We start from the raw sequence: 23,337 nt of genomic DNA on the forward strand, positions 1-23,337 counted from the left end.
GGCGCTGACCCGATGACCGCTCCGACCACCGGCCCTTTGAACCTCGATCCAGCACCGGGTGATCCGGTGTTCGAAGGGGTCTACGGGCCGTTCACGATCGATGCCACCGATCGTCGCGAGGTGCTGGGTTACCGGCTTGCCCTGCTGGCGGTGGCCCTGGGCGAAGCGGCCCTGCTGTGGCAGTGGCGAAGCATGGCCGGCACCCCCCTCTGGCCCTGGCTGCTTGTGATGGCGGCCGGGCTGGGGCTCGCCCTGCGCTGGATCCACATCTACCTTCGCCCCCTTCACCGCGCCCTGCAGCTCTTCTGGTTGCTGGGCTGCGCCGGCGCTGTGCTGCTTGCCGCCCGGGTGGGGGTTGATGCCATGCTCCCCACCCTGGCGGCCGATTCCCGCTGGATCTGGGCGGTGGGCCCGTTCTTTGCCGCCCTGGCTGGGATCGGCTTCAAGGAGTTCTTCTGCTTCCAGCGGCCCGAGGCGATCGGCGTCACCCTGCTGCTGCCGGCCGCGTTGCTGGGCCGACTGGCTGGTTGGCTGGATGGGCCCACCAGCTTCAGCCTGCTGGCGGTGCAGACGGCCCTGCTGCTGATCCTCTGCCTGCGGAAGTTCCCGATGCCGGCGGCAGCCGATGTGGGGGACAAGAGCGTGTTTGCTTATCTGGAGAGCCAGAGCCGTCCTTCCAACGCGTGAGTTTGATCAGCCTGGTGGGGGTCGGCAAGGACTTCGGCATCCGCACCCTTTTCCACGACCTCACCCTGCACGTCGGCGAGCGCGAGCGGCTCGGTCTGATCGGCCCCAACGGAGCCGGCAAGTCCACCCTGCTCAAGCTGCTGGCTGGCCTTGAAACACCGGGCGAGGGGGAACGGCGCTGCTCGGCGAAGTTGAACGTGGTTCTGGTCAACCAGGACCCTGAGCTCGATCCGCAGCGCACCGTGCTGGAGCAGGTGTTCGAGGGCAGCGGCGAGAAGATGGCCCTGCTGAGGCGCTTCACCGCCGTCAGCGACGCCCTGGCCCACCAGGGCAATCCGGAGGATCCCGATCACGAGGCCCTGCTGAGGGAACTCGGGGAACTGAGCGCCGGCATGGACCGGGCCAATGCCTGGGACCTGGAGCAGCAGTGCCGCGAGGTGCTGGAGCGGCTCGGCATTCACGACACCCAGCGGCGGGTGGAGGAACTCTCCGGTGGATACCGCAAGCGGCTGGCCCTGGCCTCGGCCCTGGTGGCGGAACCGGATGTGCTGCTGCTCGATGAACCGACCAACCACCTTGATGCCATCTGCATCGAATGGCTGCAGGGCTACCTGGCGCGCTACCGCGGTGCCCTGGTCTTGGTGACCCACGACCGCTACTTTCTCGATCGGGTGACGAACCGCATCGTTGAAGTGGATCGGGGTGAGGCCCGCACCTACGCGGGAAACTATGCCGCCTACCTGCAGATCAAGGCTGGCGAGGAAGCCGCTGAAGCGGCCAGTGCCGCTAAATTCAAGGGAGCTCTGCGGCGGGAGCTTGAGTGGCTCAGCCGGGGGCCCCAGGCTCGCAGCACCAAGCAGAAAGCCAGGATTCAGCGCATCGAGGCGATGCGTGAGGCCCCGAGCCGCCAGGCCAGGGGGGAACTCAGCCTGGCCACGGCCAACCGCCGGATCGGCAAGCGTGCGATCACCGCCGAGAACATCACGGTCTGGGCGCCCAGCCCAGAGGCCGGCGTCGACAGCCCACCCCAGGGGCGCCCGTTGCTGCGCAACTTCAGCTACGACTTCAGCCCTGAAGACCGGGTGGGGATCATCGGCCCGAACGGCTCGGGAAAATCCACCCTGCTGGATCTGATCGCCGGGCGGCGCCTGCCCCAGCAAGGTCGCCTGGAGCTTGGCAGCACCGTTCAGCTGGCCTACTTCGACCAGCAGAGCGGCGACCTGGTGGCTGGCAGGGGGATGGAGCGCAAGGTGATCGATTTCGTCAAGGAAGAAGCGGCCAGCCAGATTGATCTGGGGGGGATCCAGGTGAGTGCCTCCCAGCTGCTGGAGCGTTTCCTGTTCCCGCCAGCCCAGCAGCACAGCCCGATCAGCAAGCTCTCCGGTGGCGAGCGGCGGCGGCTGGCGCTCTGCCGGCTGTTGATCCAGGCACCGAACGTGCTGCTGCTCGATGAGCCCACCAACGACCTTGACGTGCACACCCTCACGGTCCTGGAGGATTTCCTCGAGGATTTCCGCGGCTGCGTGGTGGTGGTCTCCCACGACCGCTATTTCCTTGATCGCACCGTGGACCGGCTGTTCAGTTTCGAAGCCGGCGAACTGAAGCGCTTCGAAGGCAACTACAGCGCCTACCTGGAGCGGGACGTCACAGCCAAACCCCCAGCCAGATCCCCGGCAAAGTCCCCCACCAAGCCCCCTGTCAAACCAGCCAGCCAGTTGACGGCCAGCTCTGGGCAGAGCCAGCAGGTGCCGGAGCCCCCTGACCAGGTCTTCCCCGAGCGGGCGCAGCGACGACGAAGCTTCAAGGAGAACCGCGAACTCGCGGAGCTGGAGGACCGCCTGCCCGACTGGGAAGAGCAGCGCCGCCGCCTGGAGAGGGAGCTCGCGGCCGGAACCGGCGGTGACCATGGCCGTCTCGATGCCCTCACCCAGCAGCTGGCCAGCCTGGCGGCCCGCATCCACGAGGGGGAAGAGCGCTGGCTGGAGCTGAGCGACCGGCCTGCTTGATCAGCTCCAGCCCACAAACGCTCGGAATGGTCCATTCGGGTCTTTAGGGTGGCCACGAAAAGCTCCGGTTGATGCAGCCCGGCCTTCCTATGAACTCCATCGACGAGCACATCCTCAAGGATCAGATCGAACTCGAAACGGCCAAGGCCAGCGGCGACAAGGCCAAGTTGGGCCACCTTGAGGACGAACTGAAGTCTCTGCAGGAGTACAAGGAGCATCACCCCGAAGACAGCCACGACCCAAGTGCCCTTGAGGTGTATTGCGATCTCAACCCGGAAGCCCCTGAGTGCCGGGTCTACGACGATTGAACTGGTCTGCTGAACGCCCTTGGCCGGATCCCGGCAGGGCGTTCCGTTCGATCAGCTGATTCCCAGCTCCCTCCAGACAGCTGTCAGCAGCCCATCAAGACCCTGACGGGTTGCCGAGGAAATCAGCAGAAGCCCACCGTGCCAGTGCTGGGCGAGGGCCTCTGCGGCTGCCTTGAGAGCCTCCTCGTCGAGCAGTTCAATCTTGTTGAGCGCCAGCAGCCTGGGCCTGTCCTTCAGGCCATGGCCATAGGCAGCAAGTTCCGCTTCCACCACCACCAGATCGGCCACCACATCGGGGCTGGCTGCATCGATCAGGTGCACGAGCAGCCGGGTCCGCTCAATGTGCCTGAGGAAGTCATGACCAAGCCCCGCTCCGAGGGCGGCGCCGGCGATCAGTCCCGGAATGTCGGCGAACACCGTGCCGTCGCCGCTGGGGCGCCGCACCACGCCGAGGTTGGGAATCAGGGTGGTGAAGGGGTAGTCGGCAATCTTCGGTTTCGCCGCTGAGAGCACACTGATCAGGGTGCTTTTGCCAGCATTGGGCAGGCCGATGATCCCCACCTCAGCCAGCAATTTCAGTTCCAGCTGAATCTGGCGCTCTTCGCCGTCCTTCCCTTCGGTGAATTTTTCAGGTGCCCGGTTGCGGTTGCTGAGGTAGTGGGCGTTGCCGAGGCCGCCCCTTCCGCCTGCCGCCACCCTCAGCCGATCACCGGGCTCGGTGAGATCACCGAGCAACTGATGGCTGTTTTCATCACGGACCTCCGTGCCGCAGGGAACCCGGATCACCAGGTCGTCACCACCGGCTCCTGAACTGCGGTTCGGACCGCCACGACGGCCCTCCGGCGCCGCAAACAGGCGTTTGTACTTGAAATCGAGCAGGGTCTGCAGGTTTGGGTCGGCCTGGAGCCAGACCGCGCCACCATGGCCGCCATCCCCGCCGGATGGCCCACCGGCGGGAACGTACTTTTCACGTCGGAAGGCCACGATGCCGTCGCCGCCGCGGCCTCCCTGGACCGCGATGCGGGCTTGATCGATGAACTGCAAGGGAAAGCTGTGGACGCAGGCCAGGTGAACGGCCAACCCTAGGATCGGGGAGTCTGAGAGCCAGTCTTGGCAGAGGTTCGCTTCGAGCAGGTCTGCAAGACCTTCCCAGCCCGGCGGGGAAGCGCTGCGGTGGAAGTGCTGCGCCATCTCGATCTCACCGTCCAGGACGGCGAGTTCCTGGTGCTGGTGGGACCATCGGGCTGTGGCAAGAGCACGTTGCTGCGCATCCTCGCCGGCCTCGAAACCCCCAGCAGCGGCGCGGTGATCGTCGGGGATCGCCCGGTCACCGACCTGCCACCGTCCCAGCGTGATGTGGCGATGGTGTTTCAGAGCTATGCGCTCTATCCCCACCTGAGCGTGGCTGACAACATCGGTTTCGGTCTGCGCCGCAGCCGCCCCCGCAGCCTGCCCCGGCAACTGCAGGACAGCCTGCACCGACTTGGTCGTCATCTGCCGCCCGGACTGAGGGTGCCCTCGGCGCGTGAAGCGCGCATCGAGGCCCGGATCGCTGCCGTTGCTGATCAGCTGGAGCTTGCTCCCCTGCTCGATCGGCTGCCCAAGGAACTCTCAGGTGGTCAGAAACAACGGGTGGCCCTGGGCCGGGCGATCGCCAGGGAGCCCGCCGTGTTCCTGATGGATGAGCCGCTCAGCAATCTCGATGCCAAGTTACGCACCGGCACCAGGGCCCAGATCGTGGCCCTGCAACGAAACCTCGGCATCACCACCCTCTACGTGACCCACGACCAGGTGGAGGCGATGACGATGGGCCATCGGATCGCGGTGCTCAATGCCGGCCGCCTTCAGCAGCTCGGCACGCCACTGCAGCTCTACAACTGGCCCTCCAATCTCTTCGTCGCCCAGTTCATCGGCAGTCCTTCGATGAATCTGCTGCCGGTGCTTGCCGTCGGCGGTGACCAGATCCAGCTGGGACTGAGGCGCTTTCTGGTGGAAGGACCCAGCGGCCAGGCCCTGATCCGCCACGCGGAGGGCAACCCGGCTGCGCTCACGGGCGGTCTGCGGCCGGAGCACCTCAAGCTGGCTCCCGCCACCAACCGCAACATCCCGGCCGAGGTGACCCACATCGAAGCCCTTGGCAATGAGCAACTGATTTGTTGTCGTCTGCTGGATGGCAGCCACCTGGTCCAGTTGCGCGCCGACCCGTCCCAGCAGGTGGTGCCTGGCCAGACCGTGCATCTGGAGGTGGATCCCTGCGGCTGGCGCTTCTTCGACGCGGCTGGAGAGGCGTTGCCGTTGCCGAGGCCGGCCGCCGTTGCCAGGCAAGAGGCCACGGCGGTGCTGCTCCCGGAGCTGGGTGGAGCGGCCTGAAGTCGCCATTCAGATCGGCCAGATCACGCTGCAGCCCGAGCCGCCATCACCCTGCTCAGCGTCGCTGACCCGCTCCACCCAGGGCACGCTGGAGAGCCACTGACGCAGGCCCCTCTTGAGCTTGCCGGTGCCGATACCATGGATCACCCACAGCGGACCGTTGGAGCCGCGCAGCTGTTCCTCCACGGCCGCTTCGGCTTCGTGCACCCGCAGGCCCCGCACATCCACGGTGTTCCGCTCGGTGCGCACCTGGGGGCCGCTGCCGACTCTGGACTTCTGGCTGTGCACCTGAACCACCGGAACGCTGGGCGCCTCCGGGGGAGCCGCCTTCTCCCCCTGCAGGCTCTCGATGGCTCCCAGCTCCACGTTGAGTCGCAGCACGCCACAGCGCACAGTGAGTTCCCGGCCGTCGGAGCTGATCGCCAGCACCTCCGCCGCCTTGCCCAGCGCCAGCAGCCGGATCCGCTCGCCCACCACCGGCTGCCAGCCTGGATGGTGGCGCCGCTCGGGCTGGGGTCGATGCTGCTCCTGGAGCCGCTTCAACCGCTGACCGGCCTGACGGGTCTGCTCCCCATCCGTCTGGCCCTGGCGCAGGCGGCGGATGATGCGACGCACTTCCTGCTGGCCGTCCCGGATCGAGGCCTCCAGGGTCCGGCGTCGCTCTTCCTGCAATTCGGCTGACTGCTCCTGCTGCTGCTGCCAGCGCAGCAGCAGTTCCTCGTGCAGCAGTTCGGTGCGGGCCAGCAGGATGGCGGCCTCCTCGGCGGCCTCCTGCTGACGCCGACGCTGGTCTTCGAGGCCACGGATCACCTGGTTGAGTTCCCCGTCGCCGCGTGGAACGAGCAGCTCGGCAGCGGCGGCGATCACAGCCGGCTCCAGGGCGAGCTGGCTGGCGATGGCCAGGGCGTTGCTGCGGCCGGGGATGCCCCAGAGCAGTTGGTAGGTGGGTGAGAGTGTCTCCAGATCAAAGCCCACCGAGGCGTTTTCGAAGCGGGAGTCGCCGTACTTGAGCGCCTTCAGTTCGCCGAAATGGGTGGTGGTGATCGTCAGTCGGGCCCGCCCGGCCAGGTGGCGCAGCAGGGCGATCGCCAGGGCGGTGCCCTCGGCTGGATCGGTGCCGGCCCCCAGCTCATCGAGCAGCACCAGGCTGGCGCCGATCGCCGGGGCCTCCCCGGTCGGCAGGGCCGCCAGGATGCGGGCGATCCGGCGGACATGACCGCTGAAGGTGGAGAGGTTCTGCTGCAGCGATTGCTCATCGCCGATGTCGGCGAGGATCAGGCCACACCAGGGCAGCCGCGGCGTCCCCGAGCAGGGAAGGAACAGCCCGGCCCTGGCCATCAGGGCCGCCAGCCCCAGGCTTTTGAGGGTCACCGTCTTGCCGCCGGTGTTGGGACCGGTGATCGCCACCACCCGCAGGTCCTGTCCCACGGAGATCGTGACCGGTACGACGGTGTGCCCAGCCTCGTGGCGTTCCTGCCAGAGCAGCAGGGGGTGCCGCAGCTCCTGGAGCAGAAAGGGGGCGCCCGGATCGGCGGCCAGTTCCGGCCGCACCGAGCCCAGGGCCTGGCCGTAGCGCGCCCGGGCCAGGGCGGCGTCCAGCTCGGACAGCACCCGCTGCAGCACGGCCAGGTCTTCGGCTTCGGCGGCCACCAACGTGCTGAGCTCGGCAAGGATCCGCCGTTCCAGATCGCGCTCCTGTCCCTCCAGATCCCTTATCCGGTTGCCGATCGCAATCACGGTCTGGGGTTCGATGAACATCGTGCTGCCCGATGCGGAGCTGTCATGGGCCAGACCCGGTACCCGGGAGGCGGCGCCGGCCTTCACCGCCAGCACGGGCCGGCCGTTGCGCTCGGCGATCACCGTGTCCTGCAGGAGCGGAGCCAGACGTCGAAGCAGCTCCTGCAACCGCTCACGCCGTTGCTGGCGCGCCCCGGCCAGCTGCAGGCGCAGCCCTCCCAGCTCAGGGCTGGCCCGGTCAGCCACCCGCCCCCCCTCCTCCAGAGCGAACAGCAGCCGCTGCTCCAGCTCCGGCAGGGTGCGCAACTCAGCCACCAGGGCCGTGCAGACCGGCCGCAGTTCGGAATCATCGATCTGGCGCCGCAGGCGCCGTGCCGCCGACAGGGTGGTTGCCAGTTGCAGCAGCGCCTCGCCACTGGCCGTCCCCCCCTTGCCGCAGTGCTGGAGGGTGGCCTCCAGATCAGCGACGCCCTGGAAGCTCAGGCCGCCGTCGATCAGGCCATCCAGCCCGAGCAATTCGGTGGTTTCAGCCAGCCGCCGCTGGCTTTCAGTCCAGCTCGACGGCAGCTCCAGTCGACGACAGAGCCGCCCACCTGCTGTCGTGCTGGCAAACGCGGCCAGCTGGCCCAGCAGCCTCGGCCACTCCAGCAGCTCGAGCGCTTCCGTTTCGATCGCCAGCAACTCGCCTGCCCTCAAGCCAGCCCCTGCACCTGCTCAGGCCCGGTCGCCAGCAGGATCGGAGCGGCACCCACGTTGTAGGGAATGCCACCGGGCGGTTCGTAGAGCATCTCCAGCCAGTTTCCTTCCGGGTCCTGGAGATAGAACGAGGCGGTGCCATCGCGGTGATCGTGCACCGGCCCGACCCGGTGGCCCGAGGCCAGCAGCTGGGCATGCACGGTATCCACCTCCTGACGGTCCGTGAAGTGGAAGGCGAAATGGGGCCCCGCCACCGTGTAGGCGGGGCTGAGCAGCGCCAGGCCATCGCCGCTCTGGGGCGACTGAAGGTAGGACCAGTCTTCGGCTTCCCAGGTGATCCGGAGGCCGAGGGCCTGGTAGAAGGCCTTGGCGCGATCCATGTCCTGAACCCGCAGGGCGACATGGCCCAGACGTTGCACGGCCATCGGGCCTCTTCATCGATGCAGCCATTCTGATCGGAGCAGGGCCGGGCGGCGGCAGTTGCTCCGGCCAGAAGCGCTTCAGCCCTGACGCAGCCAGGCGGCTGCGTCGCAGGCGTGGTAGGTGAGGATCAGGTCGGCGCCGGCCCGCTTGAAGCAGAGCAGGGTTTCCAGCACGATCGCCCGTTCATCGATCCAGCCCCGCTCGGCGGCCGCCTTCACCATCGCGTACTCCCCACTCACGTTGTAAGCGGCGATCGGCAGCTCCGTTTCCTGGCGGAGTCGGTGGATGATGTCGAGATAGGCCAGGCCAGGTTTCACCATCAGGATGTCTGAGCCTTCCTGTTCATCAAGCAGGGCCTCGGTGAGGGCTTCGCGGCCGTTGGCCGGATCCATCTGATAGGTGCTCTTGTCGGTGGGGATCGGTTTGGCGCCGGTGGGGCGTGGGGCGGAATCCAGCGCCTCGCGGAACGGTCCGTAGTAGGCGGAAGCGTATTTGGCGGTGTAGCTGATGATGCCCACCTGCTCGAATCCCTCTTCGTCGAGTGCTTCGCGGATGGCACCCACCCGGCCGTCCATCATGTCGCTGGGTCCGATCAGGTCGGCGCCCGCGCGAGCCTGGGCCACCGCCTGGCGGCAGAGCTGGGCCACCGTCTCGTCGTTGAGCACGATGCCCTCGTCGCTGACGATGCCGTCGTGGCCATCGCAGGAATAGGGATCGAGGGCCACGTCGGTCATCACCGCCATCGCTGGATGCTCCAGCTTGAGGCGACGGATCGCCCTGGGGATCAGCCCCCCCTCGTTGAAGCACTCGGCACCGTCTTCGGTCTTGAGACCATCGGCCACCTTGGGAAACAGCACCACGCAGCGGATGCCGAGATCCCAGGCCCTGCCCACCTCCGCAACCAGGCCATCGAGGCTCCAGCGCTGGGCGCCGGGCATGGCGCCGATCGGTTCGTTGCTGGCCCCTTCGTGGACGAAGAGCGGGTAGATGAAATCAGTCGGACTCAGCTGAAACTCACGCACCATGGCCCTGAGGGCCGGCGTGCGGCGCAGGCGACGAGGACGGTAGGCGAGCTCCATGCAAAAGGAATCACTGGGTCGATCCTAGGGGCCCAGGGTTTCAGGATCACTTCCTGGGCCAGTACTTACAAGCCAGTTCTCATATCATCCAGGCGAGAATGCCCACCACGAAGAATCCCACGAAGGAACTGATCTGGAATACCCTGTCAACCCCTGCGATCCTCAGAACAGCAGCTGGCTTGCTGGTCTCATTGGCGTTCGAGTACACATTGTTTCCCCACAGGAATAGGATGAACAGCACGAGGGAAACGATGTAGGAGTAGGCATAGAGATAATCAAGAAACGTGAGATAGTTCAGGGCAGGCAGCTCGGCCTTGTAGGTCTGCTGGAGAAAGATCAGGGTCAGAAGGGCGGTGGATGGAATGGCCAGCCGAAGGTCGCCCAGCTCCCCATCCAGCAGGGGAGCGAGCATCACGATCAACATCACGATCAGCAGTGGCAGAATCCAGGTAACAAAACTTGAAAAGGAATCACTTCTCATCACAACCTCAAGGCTGAGGCGGGGATAATCCAGGGAGCCCCGATTCAGGCCCCAGGTGGTGCCGTAGGAATGAAGTGACGACACATAACGGGTTGACTCAATGCTAAAACCGTTGATTGAGGCATCCGCCCCAATCGTGCTGTTGCCCGGACCGGTATCGGCAACCAGCAGCACTTTCTTCTGGGAGAGGGAGAACGCATCGGGGACAATCTCAAGCACCACCGGCAGCACCAGACGTTGAAACGGAGAGCGGCACAGATCAATCTTCGAAATGTATAGGCTGGTTGAAAAGCGAAACAGTTGATAGAAGCTGCCGTCTGATAGTGCCACCGGAGCTGCCGTATCCGGCTCGATCAGGGTTGAGGAGGAGTTGACCTGATTGGTGATTTCCACCAGCTGCAGAGGGCTGATTTCTTCTGCCTCCATCACTCTCTGGATGTCCTGCGGCCAGATCAACCAGTAGAGGCCCTCGGCATTGAAGATCCGCTGCCGCAACGAGAGGCTGTGAAGATTCTCGATGAACAGACCGGCCTTCACCGCAACGGCGTTGGCGTTGAGCAGTTCGGTGGCGGGATCCACCAACCTTGACTTCTCCTGAACAAGCACTCCCGGCGGGGCGCTCTGAGGCGGGATCACCGCCTTCAGCGCCACGGAAGCCCCGAACACCAGAAGGGCCAACCACAGCCATAGCCGTTGCCTAGCCAAATCCCGACCACTTCTCACTGCGGGAGTCTGCAGGATCCGTGGATTGGCTGCTGCCTGCTTTCACTCAGAGCCTGGCGGCCTGCATCCAGTCGCTGCGGGGGTCGATGCTGCGAACCAGACGCAGCTTTTCCAGCAACTCCCGTTCGCTCTCACTGAACTGCTCCGGCAGCTTGAGGCAGAGGCTGAGCAGCAGATCGCCACGTCCCTCCTTGAGGGGCCAGCCCTTCCCCTTCAGCCGCAGGCTGCGGCCCAGGGCCACGCCGGCTGGCACCTGCACGGTGGCTTCCCCATCCGGTGTGGCCACCCGCACTTCTCCGCCGAGGGCCAGTTCATCAAGGCTGAGGGGCAGGTCGGCGCGCAACTGATCACCATCGAGCTTCCAGACCGGATGCTCCAGCAGCTTCAAGTTGAGGTAGAGATCGCCGCGACGGCCTGTTCCAGGCTGGAGGTTGCCTTTGCCCTTGAGACGCAGGCGGCTGCCGTTCTTCACCCCGGCAGGCACCCTTACCTGGACCCGCTCGTCGTTCACCGCCAGGGTGCGCTCGCAGCCGCGAAACGCCTCGGCATAACTCAGGTTGATCGTGGCTTCGGCATCAAGGTTGAGGGTTGCCGGGCGGCCAGGGGCTCCGCCGGACCCACCGAACCCGGAGGAGAACCCCCCCGGAAATCCTCCTGAGAACCCGAAACCTCCCGGCGCTCCCCCGAAGCCGGCCGGTCCCCCCTGGCCGGCCTGGCCGCCGAAACGGCCGAGCAGGTCATTGATGAAATCGTCGAAATTGCCGTAGCGGCCGAAATCCACATCAAAGCCTGGGGCGCCACCGCTGCCGCCGCCCATCTGACTCCAGTACTGGCCGAACTGTTCGTAGCGGCGACGCTTCTCCGGATCGGAGAGCACTTCGTAGGCCTCGCTGATCTCCTTGAACTTGGCCTCCGCCGAGGCATCGTCCGGATTCACGTCCGGGTGGTACTGGCGGGCGAGCTTGCGGAACGAGCGCTTGATCGCATCGGCGTCAGCGCTGCGCTCGACACCCAGCACCTTGAAGTAGTCGCGGTAGCCGTTGGCGCTCATCGAGGCAAACCCATCGAGACTCCGGACCGGGAAGCAACGCCTTCAGTTTCCCAGCCAGGTTCACGTTTTGGTGGGTCCGAGCAGGGCGGAAGCCCGAACGGCTGCTTAATCTCGCCCCACTGACAGCCGGTTTCGCGATGGCCAATCCTTTTGTTGCTGGTCAGAGCCGGACGGGCGGCTGGGCCTTGGGCCTGCTGCTCGGCGGGTTGGCCCTGGTCGGCAGCGGCTTGGAAACCCAGGCGGCGAGCCAGCCCCGCCCCGCCGCGGCGAGTGGCCTTGGTCAGGCGGTTTCTCCCTCCACGCCGGAGCAGAAGGCGCTGGTGGAGCATCTGCTCCTGCGGGGAGCTGTGTTCTACGGGGCCTGGTGGTGCCCCCATTGCTTCTATCAGAAGAATCTGTTCGGCACCGAAGCCGGCGAACGGTTGCCCTATGTGGAATGCGACCGTGAGGAGGCGGGTCGCCGGCGCTGCCTGGAGGCCCAGGTGCGGGCGTATCCCACCTGGGAACTGGGCGGGGAGAAGAAGGAGGGGGTTCTCACGGTGGAGGAACTCAAGGCCTGGAGTGGGTTCAAGGCCATCTCCCCCACTCCATGAAGACCCTGCTGTGGCCTTCCTTCATGCCGCAACGGCCGGCGTCTCCGGCAGGCCCAGCTCCTGCCTCCAGTCGCTCAACGGCCTCTCCCAGCCCTCCTCCAGCTTGTAGGTGATCAGACAGGGGGCTGCCAGACCCAGCTCGAAGCCCCGGATCAGGGCCCGCAGCAGGGGTTCGAGTGGCTCATCCTCCTGAAGGGTGCCGAGCAGCCCGCCGAAGATCAACATCACGGCCAGGGGGGAGCGCACCTGGGCGAGGTTGAAGGCCTGCAGGCCCAGCTCGCCGGGACCATCGGTGCCGAAGCCGGTGAGCACATGAATGATGTCGTGGGTCTCCCGCAGCCGATGGGTGATGTAAGCGGCAGGTGAGTGGATCGGGGTCGGATCGACCAGGCTCTCGGGTGTGAGGCCCTGGCTCTGGAGCTGCTGGGCGTAGGTGTGGCCGAGGCTGCCCACCGGCAGGGAAGCGAGCTGGGCCAGGTTGATCGGGGCCGGCCGCCAGTTCGTTTCCACCAGATCTGCCATGCGGGGGTCCGCGAGCAGATGGCGCTGCATCTGGGTAGCGAGTGGGGTGCCCTGAAGGCTGCGAGCCACCGCAAACACGCTGTTGAGTTCACCGGGATTCTTCAGAAACGTCGCCAGCCCCGCCACCATTCGGAGCGACTGGAGACGTTGTTTCAGGTTGAACAACACGACAGAGAATGCGGAAGCACGGTTCGATCCTCACCGATCCGGGGGAGCATGGATCCCGATCAGACGCTTGCTTTGGCTCCTTCCCGCCACAAACTCTGGCTGCTGCTGGCCCTGGCCGTGCTGATGCTCGGGCTGGGCGTGCAGATCGTTTCCGGCCTCGGTGGAACCCAGCGGGATCCGCGCCGGGAGTTGCGCAAGTTCTGAACAAAGATGGGGGCCTTCCAGCCCCCGTGAGTCAATTGGGTGATAAGGCTGACTTACCCCATCTCCCTAAGGAGTCAGGCGGCCACAGGGGCGGGCTGACGGGAGAAAGCAACGATGTTGTTCGCTGTTACGGATTTGCTCTTACCGAGCAGGCTTCAGTCACCCTCCTCTTACCCCGTCGAAACCATTGCAGCCCCTGGATGATCACCCTGAAGAAGAGTGAAGTGGAGCTGAGCGGAATCGAACCGCTGTCCGAAGCACTGGTGTGAGCCACCTAGTCCGCCCAAGGACGGACCTGATCATTGTGCCACCAGAACGGCGTTGGCTGGGCCACCGGGCAGGGTGGTCATTCCCGAACTCTGCCGCCGGCCCCGGTCCAACCCCATGAGTGCCCCGTTCGCCTGCATCGCCGTCGTGCCACCAGGGCTTGAGGAGCTCGGTGCCGCCGAGCTGGACACCCTGGGGGCAGTGGCGGTGCAGCCCCTGCGCCGGGCGGTGGCATTCCGCACCGACAGCGCGGGTCTTTACCGCCTGCATCTGCAGGCCCGGCTGCCGTTTCGGATCCTGCGGGAACTGGATCGCTTCCCGTGCAGCAGCCCAGGCGACCTCTACGCCGGCGTGCAACGGGCCGCTGACTGGGGGTGCTGGCTGCCGCCCCAGCGCAGCTTCCGTGTTGAGGTGAGCGGCACCGCCCCGGGGCTGAACCACAGCCACTTCACCGCCCTTCAGGTGAAGAATGCCCTGGTCGACTGGCAGCGGCAGCGCTGGGGTGAGCGCTCCTCGATCGACCTGGATGATCCCGACCTTTGTCTGCACCTGCATCTGGCCAGCGCTGGACGCGGCAGTGAGGCGGTGCTGAGCGCCGATGGCTCGGCCGGCAGCCTGCACCGCCGCGGCTGGCGGGCCGCCGTCGGTCTGGCTCCGCTCAAGGAAAACCTGGCGGCCGGCCTGATCGGTTTCACGGGCTGGGATGGAACCGTGCCCCTGGCCGATCCTCTCTGCGGCTCCGGCACCCTGCTGATCGAGGCCGCCTGCATGGCCCTGGGCTTTGCACCCGGGCTGGCGGGCCGCGAACTTGCCCTGCGGCGCTGGCCTGATTTCGATGCGGCGCTCTGGGAGCGGGAGTGGGCGGCAGCGGCCGCCCTGGCTCGCGATGCTTCTGCGGCCGGCACTCCGCTCGCGCCGATCATCGGGATGGAACGGGAGGCGCTGGTGTACGCGCAGGCCGTCGCCAATGCAGAAGCGGCCGGTGTGGCCCCCTGGCTGGAGCTGCGCCATGGCGACTGTCGTGACTTCGTACCACCCCCGCAACCAGGTGTTCTCGTCTGCAATCCGCCCTACGGCGAGCGGCTCGGCGCCGGGGAAGATCTGGATCAGCTTTACTTCGATCTCGGTGCCATGGTCAAGGCGCGCTGCTCGGGCTGGACGCTCTGGCTGTTGAGTGGTAACGCAGAGCGCACCGGCGCTCTGCGGATGAAAGCCAGTCGTCGTATTCCGGTGAGCAACGGTGGCATCGATTGCCGTTGGTTGAAATACGAGATCCGTTGACCTGCGGTTAACCCGGCTTGCCAGAACACCGATAAGATGCCAGCGGTTATTCCTTCCCCCATGGACCCCATCTTCACCGAGCTGCGAGATCTGGTGCTCGAAGCGGAAAGGGATCCAGGCACAGATACGGCGGAGGCTGCCATCGCCCTGCTGCGGGGATGGCTCGACACCCACACCGAGGATCTGCTCGCCAAGAAGGGCGTTGGGGAATACAACGGCACGATGATGCAGTGGTTTCATTGGTACACCCCCGCCGATGGACAGCACTGGAGCCGATTGCTCAGCGAAGTTCCCGCCCTGACTGCGCTGGGCATCACCGGCCTCTGGCTGCCGCCTGCCAACAAGGGCATCGGTGGCGCCAATGACGTGGGCTATGGCACCTACGACCTCTTCGACCTCGGCGAGTTCGATCAGAAGGGAACTGTGGCCACCAAGTATGGAACCAAGGCTGAGTTGATGGCTGCCATCCAGGCCTGCCATGACAGCGGCATTCAGGTTTATGCCGATGCCGTGCTGAATCACAAGATGGCAGCTGATTTCGAAGAAGATTTCGACGCCATCCCCTTCAACCCCTCCAATCGTTACGAGGCCATGGGAGAGGCCCGTACGATCCGCTCCTGGACTGGCTTCAATTTTCCTGCCCGTAACGGGCTTCACTCCGGCATGGACTGGCACTGGTGGCATTTTGATGCGGTGGATTATAACAGTTTGGATCCAGGTACAAAAGCAATCTGGCGAATGAAAGACAAAGACTTCGATGGCAATGTGGATCTTGAAAGCGGCAACTATGACTACCTGATGGGTTGCGATCTCGACATCAATCATCCCGAAGTGCGTGTTGAGCTGAAGCACTGGGGCGAATGGATGCTTGATCATGTGGGTGTGGATGGTTTCCGTCTGGATGCGATCAAGCACATCAGTAGTGATTTCTTTGGTGAATGGGTGCAACACCTGGAAGATCACGCCCAGCGGGATCTGTTCGTGGTCGGGGAGTACTGGACCTACAACCTCGCCACCCTCAGTTGGTACGCAGCCAACACCGGCGGCAAGCTCAGCCTCTTTGATGCCCCGCTCCACAACAATTTTCACCAGGCCAGCCGCCGTGGCGAAGCGTTTGATATGCGCACCATCCTGGATGGCACCTTGATGAAGGAGATGCCGCTCCTGGCGGCCACCATCGTTGAGAACCACGACACCCAGCCCCTGCAGGCACTTGAATCGGTGGTGGAAAGCTGGTTCAAACCACTCGCCTACGCGATCATCCTGCTGCGCCGGGAAGGCTATCCCTGCATCTTCCATCCTGATTACTACGGAGCCCACTACATCGACAAAGGCAAGGATGGGAATGTCCATGAGATCTGGATGGATAGTCACCGCAGCATTCTCGACAAGCTGTTGCTTGCTCGGAATCAGTTCGCCTATGGTGATCAGTACGATTATTTTGATCACGTCCACAGGATCGGCTGGACCCGGCTCGGCAGTGTTGAGCATCCCGGCGCTATGGCAGTTCTGCTCAGCGCTGGCCCGGCAGGCAGCCGATGGATGGAAGTGGGGAAAGCGTTCACCGAATTCCGTGATCTCACCGGCCATCGCACCGAGTTGATCACCACCAATGAACACGGCTGGGCCGAGTTTCACTGCCTTGGCGGCTCTGTGTCCGTCTGGGTGGAAGCGGCTGGCCTGCCGCAGAACTGAGCCAAAGCTGAACCGTATTTTTGCCGCCTTTTCGATCCCATGGGTTTCCGCTACCTCGATTCCATTGCCACCCAGGCCAATCTGAAGGAGTTTCTGGAGCTGACAGACCTTGCTGTTGGCGGCGGAGCTGATGCGGGCAATGTTTTCCTGCTTTCGCATCGCCTGCGCAGCTCCAGCCCGATGAAGCTCTGCACCACCCTGCTGAATCGCAATCCCGCCGCCGCCGAGCTGATCAAGCAGCGGCGGCTCTGTGGTCCGTATGACGCTGATGCCCTCAGGAAACTCCCCAGAGGAACTCTGGGCCACACCTATGCCACGGCGCTTGGCTGCCTGGGCTATGACATCAATTTCTTCCCGGAACCAACCTTTTACAACAACCTTGAAACTGACGCCGATTACATCAATTACCGCGTGTTTGCCACCCATGACATCCACCACATCATCAGTGGTTTCAGCCTTGATGGCCGTGGTGAGATCGGTGTGGTGAGTATCAGTGTGGGCCAGTTCAATCACCCAGGCCTTGGCTTCCTTGATCTGGTGATCCTGCTGTTGACCTGGTTGAAATCAGACGTTCCCTTGGATCAGATCGAGGCAGTCGAGCATCAGGCCCGGACAGCCCGATACACCCTCGGGATGATTCTCAGGGGTCTGGAGATGGCTGAGCAGGCCCAACCTCTGTTCCCCGTTCTCTGGGAGGACCGCATGGGGCAGGACCTGGAGGAGCTCCGCAGGGAGCTCGGCATCGTCGCCGTGAAGGAGGGCCCGATGAGCTGGTACAGCAACCCCACGATCACCGCGGCGTTGGCCGCCTGAGGCGAGGCTTTCCGATTCAGCGCCCCAGAATCGCCCGGGTGGTTTTGCTGAGGCCTGCGGTGGTCTGGGGCAGATAGGGACCCTTCATCAGTTGGCCACCGATCCGCAGGAACAGCCCTGCCAGCACGAGATCGCCGGCCACCACAGTCAGCACGGCCCTGATCCAGCCCCAGCCAAAGCCCAGATGCAACCAGAGCACCAGGGCCAGCTGGCCGAGCACGGTGGCCAGCATCAGAAAGGTGAGGCCCCCTCCCAGCAGCAACCCGCCACTGATCAGGCGCCGTTTTTCACTGTCAGCCTCCTGCAAGGCGATCCGTACGTGCAGATCCATCACCGAGCTGACCAGGGCGCTCACCCGGCTCGCTGCCATTCGCGTGGCGCCGCCTCCTCCAGCCCGGTCGCGCTCGTTGCTCATGCCGAGCGCCGCCCCGAAGCCAGCAGCAGGCCGGCAATCATCCCCACTCCTGCCGCCACACCGAGGGCGAGCAGCGGCCGTTCGCGCACCGGCTTCTCGATCCGGGGCCTCAGGCTGCTGTTGAGCTCATCGAGCAGATGCTCCAGTTGTTCTTCCAGCGGCCCGATCTGGTCGGCAAGGTGGCGGGTCTGCTTGGTGGCCACCTGAAGCAGCTCCCCGAGCTGGTGTTGAACCCCGGTGGCGGTGCGACCGGTTTGCTCGGCGATCACAGCGACCACGTCATCGAAGCTGCCACGGGTGGCTTCGAGGGTTTCGCGGGCCACCTGGGGCCACTCACGCTGGATGGTGGGCAACAGGGCCTCGAACCGCTCACGAAAGCGTTCGTGGTTGATGGTGGATGGATCCGGTTCCATGGCGGGCTGGTTCGGCATGTTGATTCACAAGTTAGGGAAGGGGTTGAGCTTCTGGCCACATCCGCTAAATTTGATGTGCTCGGCGCGCGGGCCTGTTGGTTCACATCAATCAGGTCGAGCTCACTCATTTCAAGTCGTTCGGCGGATCGATGGCGATCCAGCTGGAGCCCTCCTTCACGGTCGTCACCGGACCGAACGGCTCCGGCAAGAGCAATATTCTCGATGGGGTTCTGTTCTGCCTGGGTCTGGCCACCAGCCGGGGCATGCGGGCGGAGCGGTTGCCCGACCTGATCAACAGCGCCGTGGTGCGCCAGGGCAAGGCGGCCGAAATGGTCGTCACGGTCCGCTTCGATCTCGCCGACTGGCGACCCGACCCCGCTGAGGAGGGCCTGGAAGCTCCAGCGGAGGGGCCGTGGATCCAGCCCGGTCAGAGGGAGTGGAGCGTGACGCGGCGGCTGCGGCTGGCCCCGGGCGGCACCTACAGCAGTTCGTTCAGCGCCGATGGCGTCGCCTGCAACCTTCAGCAGGTGCAGGGCCAGCTGCGGCGGTTGCGGGTGGACCCGGAGGGCAGCAATGTCGTCATGCAGGGCGATGTCACCCGGATCGTTTCGATGGGTTCCCGCGATCGGCGTGGCCTGATCGATGAACTGGCTGGCGTTGCCCTGTTCGATTCCCGCATCGAGCAGTCCCGCGCCAAGCTCGACGAGGTGCAGGAGCGGCAGGAGCGCTGCCGCATCGTCGAGCAGGAATTGCTGGCCAGTCGCCTGAAGCTCGAGCGTGATTGCGCCAAAGCCCGCACCTACCAGGACCTGCGCCAGCGGCTGCTGGAGGGTCGTCTTCAGCATCAGGTCCTGAGTTTTGAGCTCGCCCAGCGGCAGCACAGCGAGCTGGGCAGTCGTCGCCTGGCTCTCACCCGGCAGCAGGAAACCGATCGGGCCGCCCTGACCGTCGCGGAATCGGCGCTCCAGGAGGGAGCCGCACGACTGGCCTTGCTCCAGGCGGAGGTCAAGGCCCTGGGTGAAGACAGCCTGCTGGCCGTGCAGGCCGAGCTGGCTGGCCTTGAGGCCAGTGGTCGGGAGCTGGCCCGTCAGTCCGAGCGCCATCAGCAGGAGGCCGAGCAGTTTCAGTCGCGGCGCCAGGGGCTCCAGCAGCAGAAGGAGGACTTGCGCTGCCAGCAACTGGCCTCAGGCCGCGAGGGGGATGGGGGCGAGGCGCTGGAGCAGGCCGAACGCGCCTGCCGCAGCGCTGAAGGGGCGGTGGAACTCTCCCGTCGCCGGCTGGGTGAGGTGGCGGGCCGCTCCAGCAGTTGGCTGGAGGAGCAGAAGCAACGCAGCCAGCGTCGCCAGGCCCTGCAGGCCCAGCTCACCCCCCTGCTGGCCGAGCAGCAGCAATGTGGGGAGCGATTGCGGCAGGAGCACGACCGGCTCGTCGAACTCGGCGCTGAGCTGGCCCATGGCGGCAGCACCGACCAGGCGTCTCAGCAGGGACAGCAGGCGTTGCAGGCCGAGGCTCAGGCCCTGGAGCTCCAGCTGCAAGGCGACATCCGGCAGATTCAGGAGCTGAGCGACGCCCTTGCTCTTCAGCAACGCACCCGCACGCGGCTGGAGCAGGAGCAGGTCGGTTTGGAACGGGAGATCGCCCGGATCGAGAGCCGCCGCGACACCTTGCAGGAAAGCCGGGGAACCGGCGCTCTGCGGTTGCTGCTGGAATCAGGACTGGAGGGGATCCACGGCCCGGTCGCCCAGCTCGGTGAGGTGGAGGAGCGACTGCGGCTGGCCCTGGAGGTGGCGGCCGGTGGCCGGCTCTCCCAGGTGGTGGTCGATGACGATCGCATCGCTGCCCGGGCGATTGAGCTGCTCAAGACCCGGCGGGCCGGACGACTCACCTTCCTGCCGCTCAACAAGATCCGGGGCGGTGGCCCTGGCCGGGGCGGGGCCGCCCTGGAGCGGGGTCGGGGAGGACCGGCCGGCCGCGGTGGTGGGCTGGTCGGTCGGGCCGTGGGGCTGATCCGTTTTGAGCCGGTCTATGGGGATGTGTTCGGCCACGTCTTCGGGGACACCCTGGTGTTTGAGGATCTGGCCAGCGCCCGTCGGGAGCTGGGTCGTTGCCGCGCCGTCACCCTCGAAGGCGAACTGCTCGAGCGCAGCGGCGCCATGACCGGCGGCAGCCTGCAGCCCCGCGCCGGTCAGCTCGGTTTCGGCAGCGGTGGCGAACAGGACGAGGCGGAGCCATTGCGGCGGCGGTTGCTGGAGCTCGGCGAAAGCCTGGTGGCCTCGCGGCGGCGGGAAGCTGATCTGGGACGGCAACTGGAGCAGCTGCGCCCTGCGCTGAACCAGCGCCAGCAGCGCCAGGCCGCCCTGGCGGCGGAGCTGGGCGCCGCCCAGCGGTCCCTCGGCCCCCAGTTGGAGCGCCAGCAGCAGCTGCAGCATCGATTGGCTCAGCTCCAGGCCGCCCTGTTGGTTGATCAGGAGCGCCTGGTGGTGCTGGCCAGCCTGATCAATCCCCTGGAGCAGCAACTGGCGGCCCTCGAAGCCGAGGAGGCCGGCGCCCAGTCGTCCGCTGATCGCGGCCGCTGGCAGGGCTTGCAGCAGGATCTTGAAACAGCCGATCTTCGGCTCAGTGAGGCGCGTCTGCACCGCGACGCTCTTCTTTCGGCCCGACGTGAGCGGGCCCTGGCAACCGAGCGATTCGCCGACCAGATGGCTTCCGTTGCCATTGAGGAACAGCGTCTGCAGCAGTCCGTGGCTGCCCTGGCCGAGGCCCACGCGCAGTGGCGACAGCAGCAGCAGCAGGAGCAGGAACGCCGCAAGGGCCTGGAGATCCAGCAGCAGGACCTGCAGGAACGCTTCGGCGAGCGCCGCCGGGCCAGGGATGCAGCCGAAGCCCAGCTCGCTGCCCAGCGCCAGGCTCTCCAGCAGCACGACTGGCAGTTGCAGCGGCTCGGTGAGGAATTGCTGGCCATCGCCGAGCAGGAGCGCAGCCTCATCCTTCGACTTGAGGCGATGGCCCGGGAACTGCCCGACCCGCTGCCTGAGATCCCCGCCTCTGTGCGGGAGCTTGCTCTGGACGGCCTCGACCAGGAGTTGCGCCGCCTCCAGCAGCGCATGGAGGCCCTGGAGCCGGTCAACATGCTGGCCCTCGAGGAGCTTGACCAGCTTGAGCAGCGCATTGCCGAACTTGAAGGGCGCCTTGATGTGCTGAGCAAGGAGCGGGAGGAGTTGCTGCTGCGGATCGAAACCGTGGCGACCCTGCGTCAGGAGGCCTTCCTCGAAGCTTTCCAGGCGGTTGATGGCCATTTCCGCGAGATCTTCGCCGGCCTTTCCGATGGGGAAGGCCACCTCCAGCTGGAGAACCCGGATCAACCCCTGGAGGGTGGCCTCACCCTCGTCGCCCATCCGAAGGGCAAGGAGGTGCGGCGGCTGGCCTCGATGTCCGGTGGAGAGAAGTCGCTGACGGCCCTGAGTTTCCTGTTCGCCCTGCAGCGCTTCCGCCCATCCCCTTTTTATGCCCTCGATGAGGTGGACAGCTTCCTGGATGGTGTCAATGTCGAGCGGCTGGCAGCCCTGATCGCCAGCCAGGCTGACCAGGCTCAGTTTCTGGTGGTCAGTCACCGCCGGCCGATGATCGCCGCCGCCACCCGCACGATCGGCGTGACCCAGGCCCGAGGCTCCCACACCCAGGTGGTCGGCCTGCCCACCGCCGCCTGAGCCGTGGGTCACAATGACCCCAACAACATCCGCTTCGCCGACACCACGCGGGATCAGGCCATTGACCTCCTCCATCCCTCCTTCGACCGATCCAGCCAGGGCCGTACCCAGCGACAGGCTCTGGTTGCGATCCGAGCTGATGGGCACCCAGGTGATCACCCGCGACACCGGCCGGAGGCTCGGGGTGGTCGGCGAGGTGGTCGTGGACATCGACCGTCGCGAAGTGATGGCCCTCGGCCTGCGGGATAACCCACTCACCCGCTTTCTTCCAGGTCTGCCCCGCTGGATGCCGCTCGATCGGATCCGCCAGGTGGGCGATGTGATCCTGGTGGATTCGGTCGATTCACTCACCCAGAGCTTCAATCCCGAGCGCTACAGCAAGGTGATCAACAGCCAGGTGGTCTCGGAATCGGGCGAGCAGCTCGGCCGGGTGCTTGGGTTCAGCTTCGACATCGAGACCGGTGAACTCACCACGCTGGTGCTCGGTGCCCTTGGGGTGCCCCTGCTCGGTGAGGGTGTGCTGAGCACCTGGGAACTCGCGGTCGAGGAGATCGTCAGCAGCGGCCCGGATCGGATCATCGTGTACGAGGGCGCTGAAGAGAAACTCAAGCAGCTCGGCAGCGGCCTGCTCGAAAAGCTCGGCATCGGTGGACCGAGCTGGGAACAGGAGGAACGGGACCGCTTTCGCCAGCCGATGGTCCCCGTCGAGAACCAGCTGACATCGGGCCAGCCCACCGCCCAGGAGCAGCGCCGCATCCAGCCAGCCACCAGTCGCGCCCTCGAGCCCCAGCGCGACGAAGAACTGGAGTACGTCGAACTGGATCGCCGGCGCCAGGAGCCCATGCGCCAACGCCGCTACCTCGATGACCAGGACGATCAGGCTGAACCGGTTCGGGGCGGGCGGGAGCCAGGCCGATCCGGACCAGGAGAGAGCGAAGAGCGCTCAAGGCAGGATCGCCGCTACGAGGACGCTCGCTACGAAGACCGCCGCTACGAAGATCGCCGTTTCGAAGATCTCGATCCGCCGCCGTTCAGGGCCACTCCTGCTGCATCGGAGCGGCCACTGCCAAGGTCCGCCCAGCCACGCTCCCTCCAGCGTCGTCCCCCGCTTGATCGGCAGGAGGAGCCGCTCGATGTCGATCCAGAGCCCTATCAAGAGCCTTATCAAGGGCCCTACGACGGGCCTGAAGCTCAGCCGGCAACCTTTCCCGTTGATCGGCCGGAGCGCTCCGGCTTCGAGGATCCCTGGTGAGTGCCGGCGGCCTCAGGCAGGGTTGAAGTCGAGTGATGCCGAGTTGACGCAATAGCGCAGGCCGGTGGGGGAGGGCCCGTCGGTGAACAGGTGGCCGAGATGGGCTTCGCAGCGGGCACAGCGGATTTCGGTGCGCACCATGCCGTGGCTGCGGTCCTCCACCGTGGTGATCGCGGCCGGATCGACCCCGTCGAAGAAGCTGGGCCAGCCCGTGCCTGACTCGAACTTGGCGGTGGAGCTGAACAGTTCGGAGCCACAGCACACGCAGCGATACTGGCCGGCCTGCTTGTTGTTCCAGTAGATCCCGGTGAAAGCCCGCTCGGTGCCGCCACAGCGGGCCACCTCGTACTGCTCGGGGGTCAGCCTGGAGCGCCAGTCGGGTTCAGCCAGCGGCGGCGCGGCCAGCGTTGGCTCGCTGGGTACGGAATCGGGGCTGGCCATGGAGC

21 protein-coding genes are annotated in these 23,337 nt (G+C 65.5%); 11 read left to right on the forward strand and 10 right to left on the reverse strand.

Annotated elements, in window-relative coordinates:
• Positions 1–12: 12 nt before the first annotated feature.
• The 3 genes from ACXMDY_RS03190 to ACXMDY_RS03200 all read left to right on the forward strand — a co-directional run bounded on the left by ACXMDY_RS03190 (position 13) and on the right by ACXMDY_RS03200 (position 3,001).
• The gene (locus ACXMDY_RS03190; RefSeq protein WP_259703119.1) at positions 13–687 is read left to right on the forward strand and encodes a DUF2301 domain-containing membrane protein; all 675 of its coding nucleotides are present in this window, start codon (positions 13–15) and stop codon (positions 685–687) included.
• Positions 684–2,693, forward strand: coding sequence for a ribosomal protection-like ABC-F family protein (gene abc-f / locus ACXMDY_RS03195; RefSeq protein ID WP_259703120.1), 2,010 nt, complete (start codon positions 684–686; stop codon positions 2,691–2,693). Before ACXMDY_RS03190 ends, abc-f begins: the two co-directional genes overlap by 4 nt.
• Before the next feature lie 89 nt (positions 2,694–2,782).
• On the forward strand, positions 2,783–3,001 hold the full coding sequence (locus ACXMDY_RS03200; RefSeq protein WP_259703121.1) for a Calvin cycle protein CP12: 219 nt from the start codon (positions 2,783–2,785) through the stop codon (positions 2,999–3,001).
• A gap of 51 nt (positions 3,002–3,052) precedes the next feature.
• On the opposite strand, the gene cgtA is transcribed toward ACXMDY_RS03200, so the two are convergent.
• Positions 3,053–4,045 carry an Obg family GTPase CgtA gene (gene cgtA / locus ACXMDY_RS03205; RefSeq protein WP_259703309.1) on the reverse strand — a complete coding sequence of 331 codons (993 nt, stop codon included), beginning with the start codon at positions 4,043–4,045 and terminating at the stop codon, positions 3,053–3,055.
• A 66-nt stretch (positions 4,046–4,111) separates the two neighbouring features.
• On the opposite strand from cgtA, the gene ACXMDY_RS03210 reads away from it, so the two are divergent.
• Positions 4,112–5,371 (forward strand): ABC transporter ATP-binding protein, encoded by a 1,260-nt coding sequence (locus tag ACXMDY_RS03210; protein ID WP_311133957.1) that lies wholly within the window; start codon positions 4,112–4,114, stop codon positions 5,369–5,371.
• Positions 5,372–5,380: 9 nt separating this feature from the next.
• Here ACXMDY_RS03210 and ACXMDY_RS03215 read toward each other — a convergent pair whose 3' ends face one another.
• From ACXMDY_RS03215 to ACXMDY_RS03235, 5 genes are all read right to left on the reverse strand, one after another.
• Complete coding sequence (locus tag ACXMDY_RS03215) at positions 5,381–7,789, reverse strand: endonuclease MutS2 (protein ID WP_457767579.1); 2,409 nt, start codon at positions 7,787–7,789, stop codon at positions 5,381–5,383.
• 11 nt (positions 7,790–7,800) lie between these two features.
• The gene (locus ACXMDY_RS03220; RefSeq protein WP_259703123.1) at positions 7,801–8,229 is read right to left on the reverse strand and encodes a VOC family protein; all 429 of its coding nucleotides are present in this window, start codon (positions 8,227–8,229) and stop codon (positions 7,801–7,803) included.
• Between the two features lie 75 nt (positions 8,230–8,304).
• Positions 8,305–9,306: a porphobilinogen synthase gene (gene hemB / locus ACXMDY_RS03225; RefSeq protein ID WP_259703124.1), complete on the reverse strand. Its 1,002-nt coding sequence runs from the start codon at positions 9,304–9,306 to the stop codon at positions 8,305–8,307.
• 79 nt (positions 9,307–9,385) lie between these two features.
• On the reverse strand, positions 9,386–10,465 hold the full coding sequence (locus tag ACXMDY_RS03230) for a ligand-gated ion channel (protein WP_259703125.1): 1,080 nt from the start codon (positions 10,463–10,465) through the stop codon (positions 9,386–9,388).
• A 91-nt stretch (positions 10,466–10,556) separates the two neighbouring features.
• Positions 10,557–11,561, reverse strand: coding sequence for a J domain-containing protein (locus ACXMDY_RS03235; protein WP_259703126.1), 1,005 nt, complete (start codon positions 11,559–11,561; stop codon positions 10,557–10,559).
• Between the two features lie 137 nt (positions 11,562–11,698).
• Between ACXMDY_RS03235 and ACXMDY_RS03240 the strand changes: the two genes are divergently transcribed.
• Positions 11,699–12,154, forward strand: a complete 456-nt coding sequence (locus ACXMDY_RS03240; protein ID WP_259703127.1) for a thioredoxin — start codon at positions 11,699–11,701, stop codon at positions 12,152–12,154.
• 21 nt (positions 12,155–12,175) lie between these two features.
• On the opposite strand, the gene ACXMDY_RS03245 is transcribed toward ACXMDY_RS03240, so the two are convergent.
• Positions 12,176–12,844 carry a Coq4 family protein gene (locus ACXMDY_RS03245; protein ID WP_259703128.1) on the reverse strand — a complete coding sequence of 223 codons (669 nt, stop codon included), beginning with the start codon at positions 12,842–12,844 and terminating at the stop codon, positions 12,176–12,178.
• Positions 12,845–12,892: 48 nt separating this feature from the next.
• On the opposite strand from ACXMDY_RS03245, the gene ACXMDY_RS03250 reads away from it, so the two are divergent.
• From ACXMDY_RS03250 to ACXMDY_RS03265, 4 genes are all read left to right on the forward strand, one after another.
• Positions 12,893–13,048 carry a hypothetical protein gene (locus ACXMDY_RS03250; protein ID WP_259703129.1) on the forward strand — a complete coding sequence of 52 codons (156 nt, stop codon included), beginning with the start codon at positions 12,893–12,895 and terminating at the stop codon, positions 13,046–13,048.
• A 384-nt stretch (positions 13,049–13,432) separates the two neighbouring features.
• Positions 13,433–14,596 carry a THUMP domain-containing class I SAM-dependent RNA methyltransferase gene (locus tag ACXMDY_RS03255; protein ID WP_259703130.1) on the forward strand — a complete coding sequence of 388 codons (1,164 nt, stop codon included), beginning with the start codon at positions 13,433–13,435 and terminating at the stop codon, positions 14,594–14,596.
• Between the two features lie 60 nt (positions 14,597–14,656).
• Positions 14,657–16,291 carry an alpha-amylase gene (locus ACXMDY_RS03260; RefSeq protein WP_259703131.1) on the forward strand — a complete coding sequence of 545 codons (1,635 nt, stop codon included), beginning with the start codon at positions 14,657–14,659 and terminating at the stop codon, positions 16,289–16,291.
• A 39-nt stretch (positions 16,292–16,330) separates the two neighbouring features.
• Entirely contained in the window at positions 16,331–17,104 is a 774-nt protein-coding gene (locus ACXMDY_RS03265; RefSeq protein ID WP_259703132.1) for a Coq4 family protein, read from the forward strand.
• Positions 17,105–17,120: 16 nt separating this feature from the next.
• On the opposite strand, the gene ACXMDY_RS03270 is transcribed toward ACXMDY_RS03265, so the two are convergent.
• Both ACXMDY_RS03270 and ACXMDY_RS03275 read right to left on the reverse strand, forming a co-directional pair.
• Positions 17,121–17,519, reverse strand: coding sequence for a phage holin family protein (locus tag ACXMDY_RS03270; protein ID WP_259703133.1), 399 nt, complete (start codon positions 17,517–17,519; stop codon positions 17,121–17,123).
• Complete coding sequence (locus ACXMDY_RS03275) at positions 17,516–17,950, reverse strand: DUF883 C-terminal domain-containing protein (protein ID WP_259727606.1); 435 nt, start codon at positions 17,948–17,950, stop codon at positions 17,516–17,518. Before ACXMDY_RS03275 ends, ACXMDY_RS03270 begins: the two co-directional genes overlap by 4 nt.
• 77 nt (positions 17,951–18,027) lie before the next feature.
• Between ACXMDY_RS03275 and smc the strand changes: the two genes are divergently transcribed.
• On the forward strand, positions 18,028–21,639 hold the full coding sequence (gene smc / locus ACXMDY_RS03280; RefSeq protein ID WP_457767368.1) for a chromosome segregation protein SMC: 3,612 nt from the start codon (positions 18,028–18,030) through the stop codon (positions 21,637–21,639).
• Positions 21,640–21,700: 61 nt separating this feature from the next.
• Positions 21,701–22,891, forward strand: a complete 1,191-nt coding sequence (locus ACXMDY_RS03285) for a PRC-barrel domain-containing protein (RefSeq protein WP_259703136.1) — start codon at positions 21,701–21,703, stop codon at positions 22,889–22,891.
• Positions 22,892–22,903: 12 nt separating this feature from the next.
• On the opposite strand, the gene msrB is transcribed toward ACXMDY_RS03285, so the two are convergent.
• Positions 22,904–23,332, reverse strand: coding sequence for a peptide-methionine (R)-S-oxide reductase MsrB (gene msrB / locus ACXMDY_RS03290; RefSeq protein WP_259703137.1), 429 nt, complete (start codon positions 23,330–23,332; stop codon positions 22,904–22,906).
• Between the last annotated feature and the right edge of the window lie 5 nt (positions 23,333–23,337).

It is taken from the genome of Cyanobium sp. ULC082, assembly GCF_977927535.1.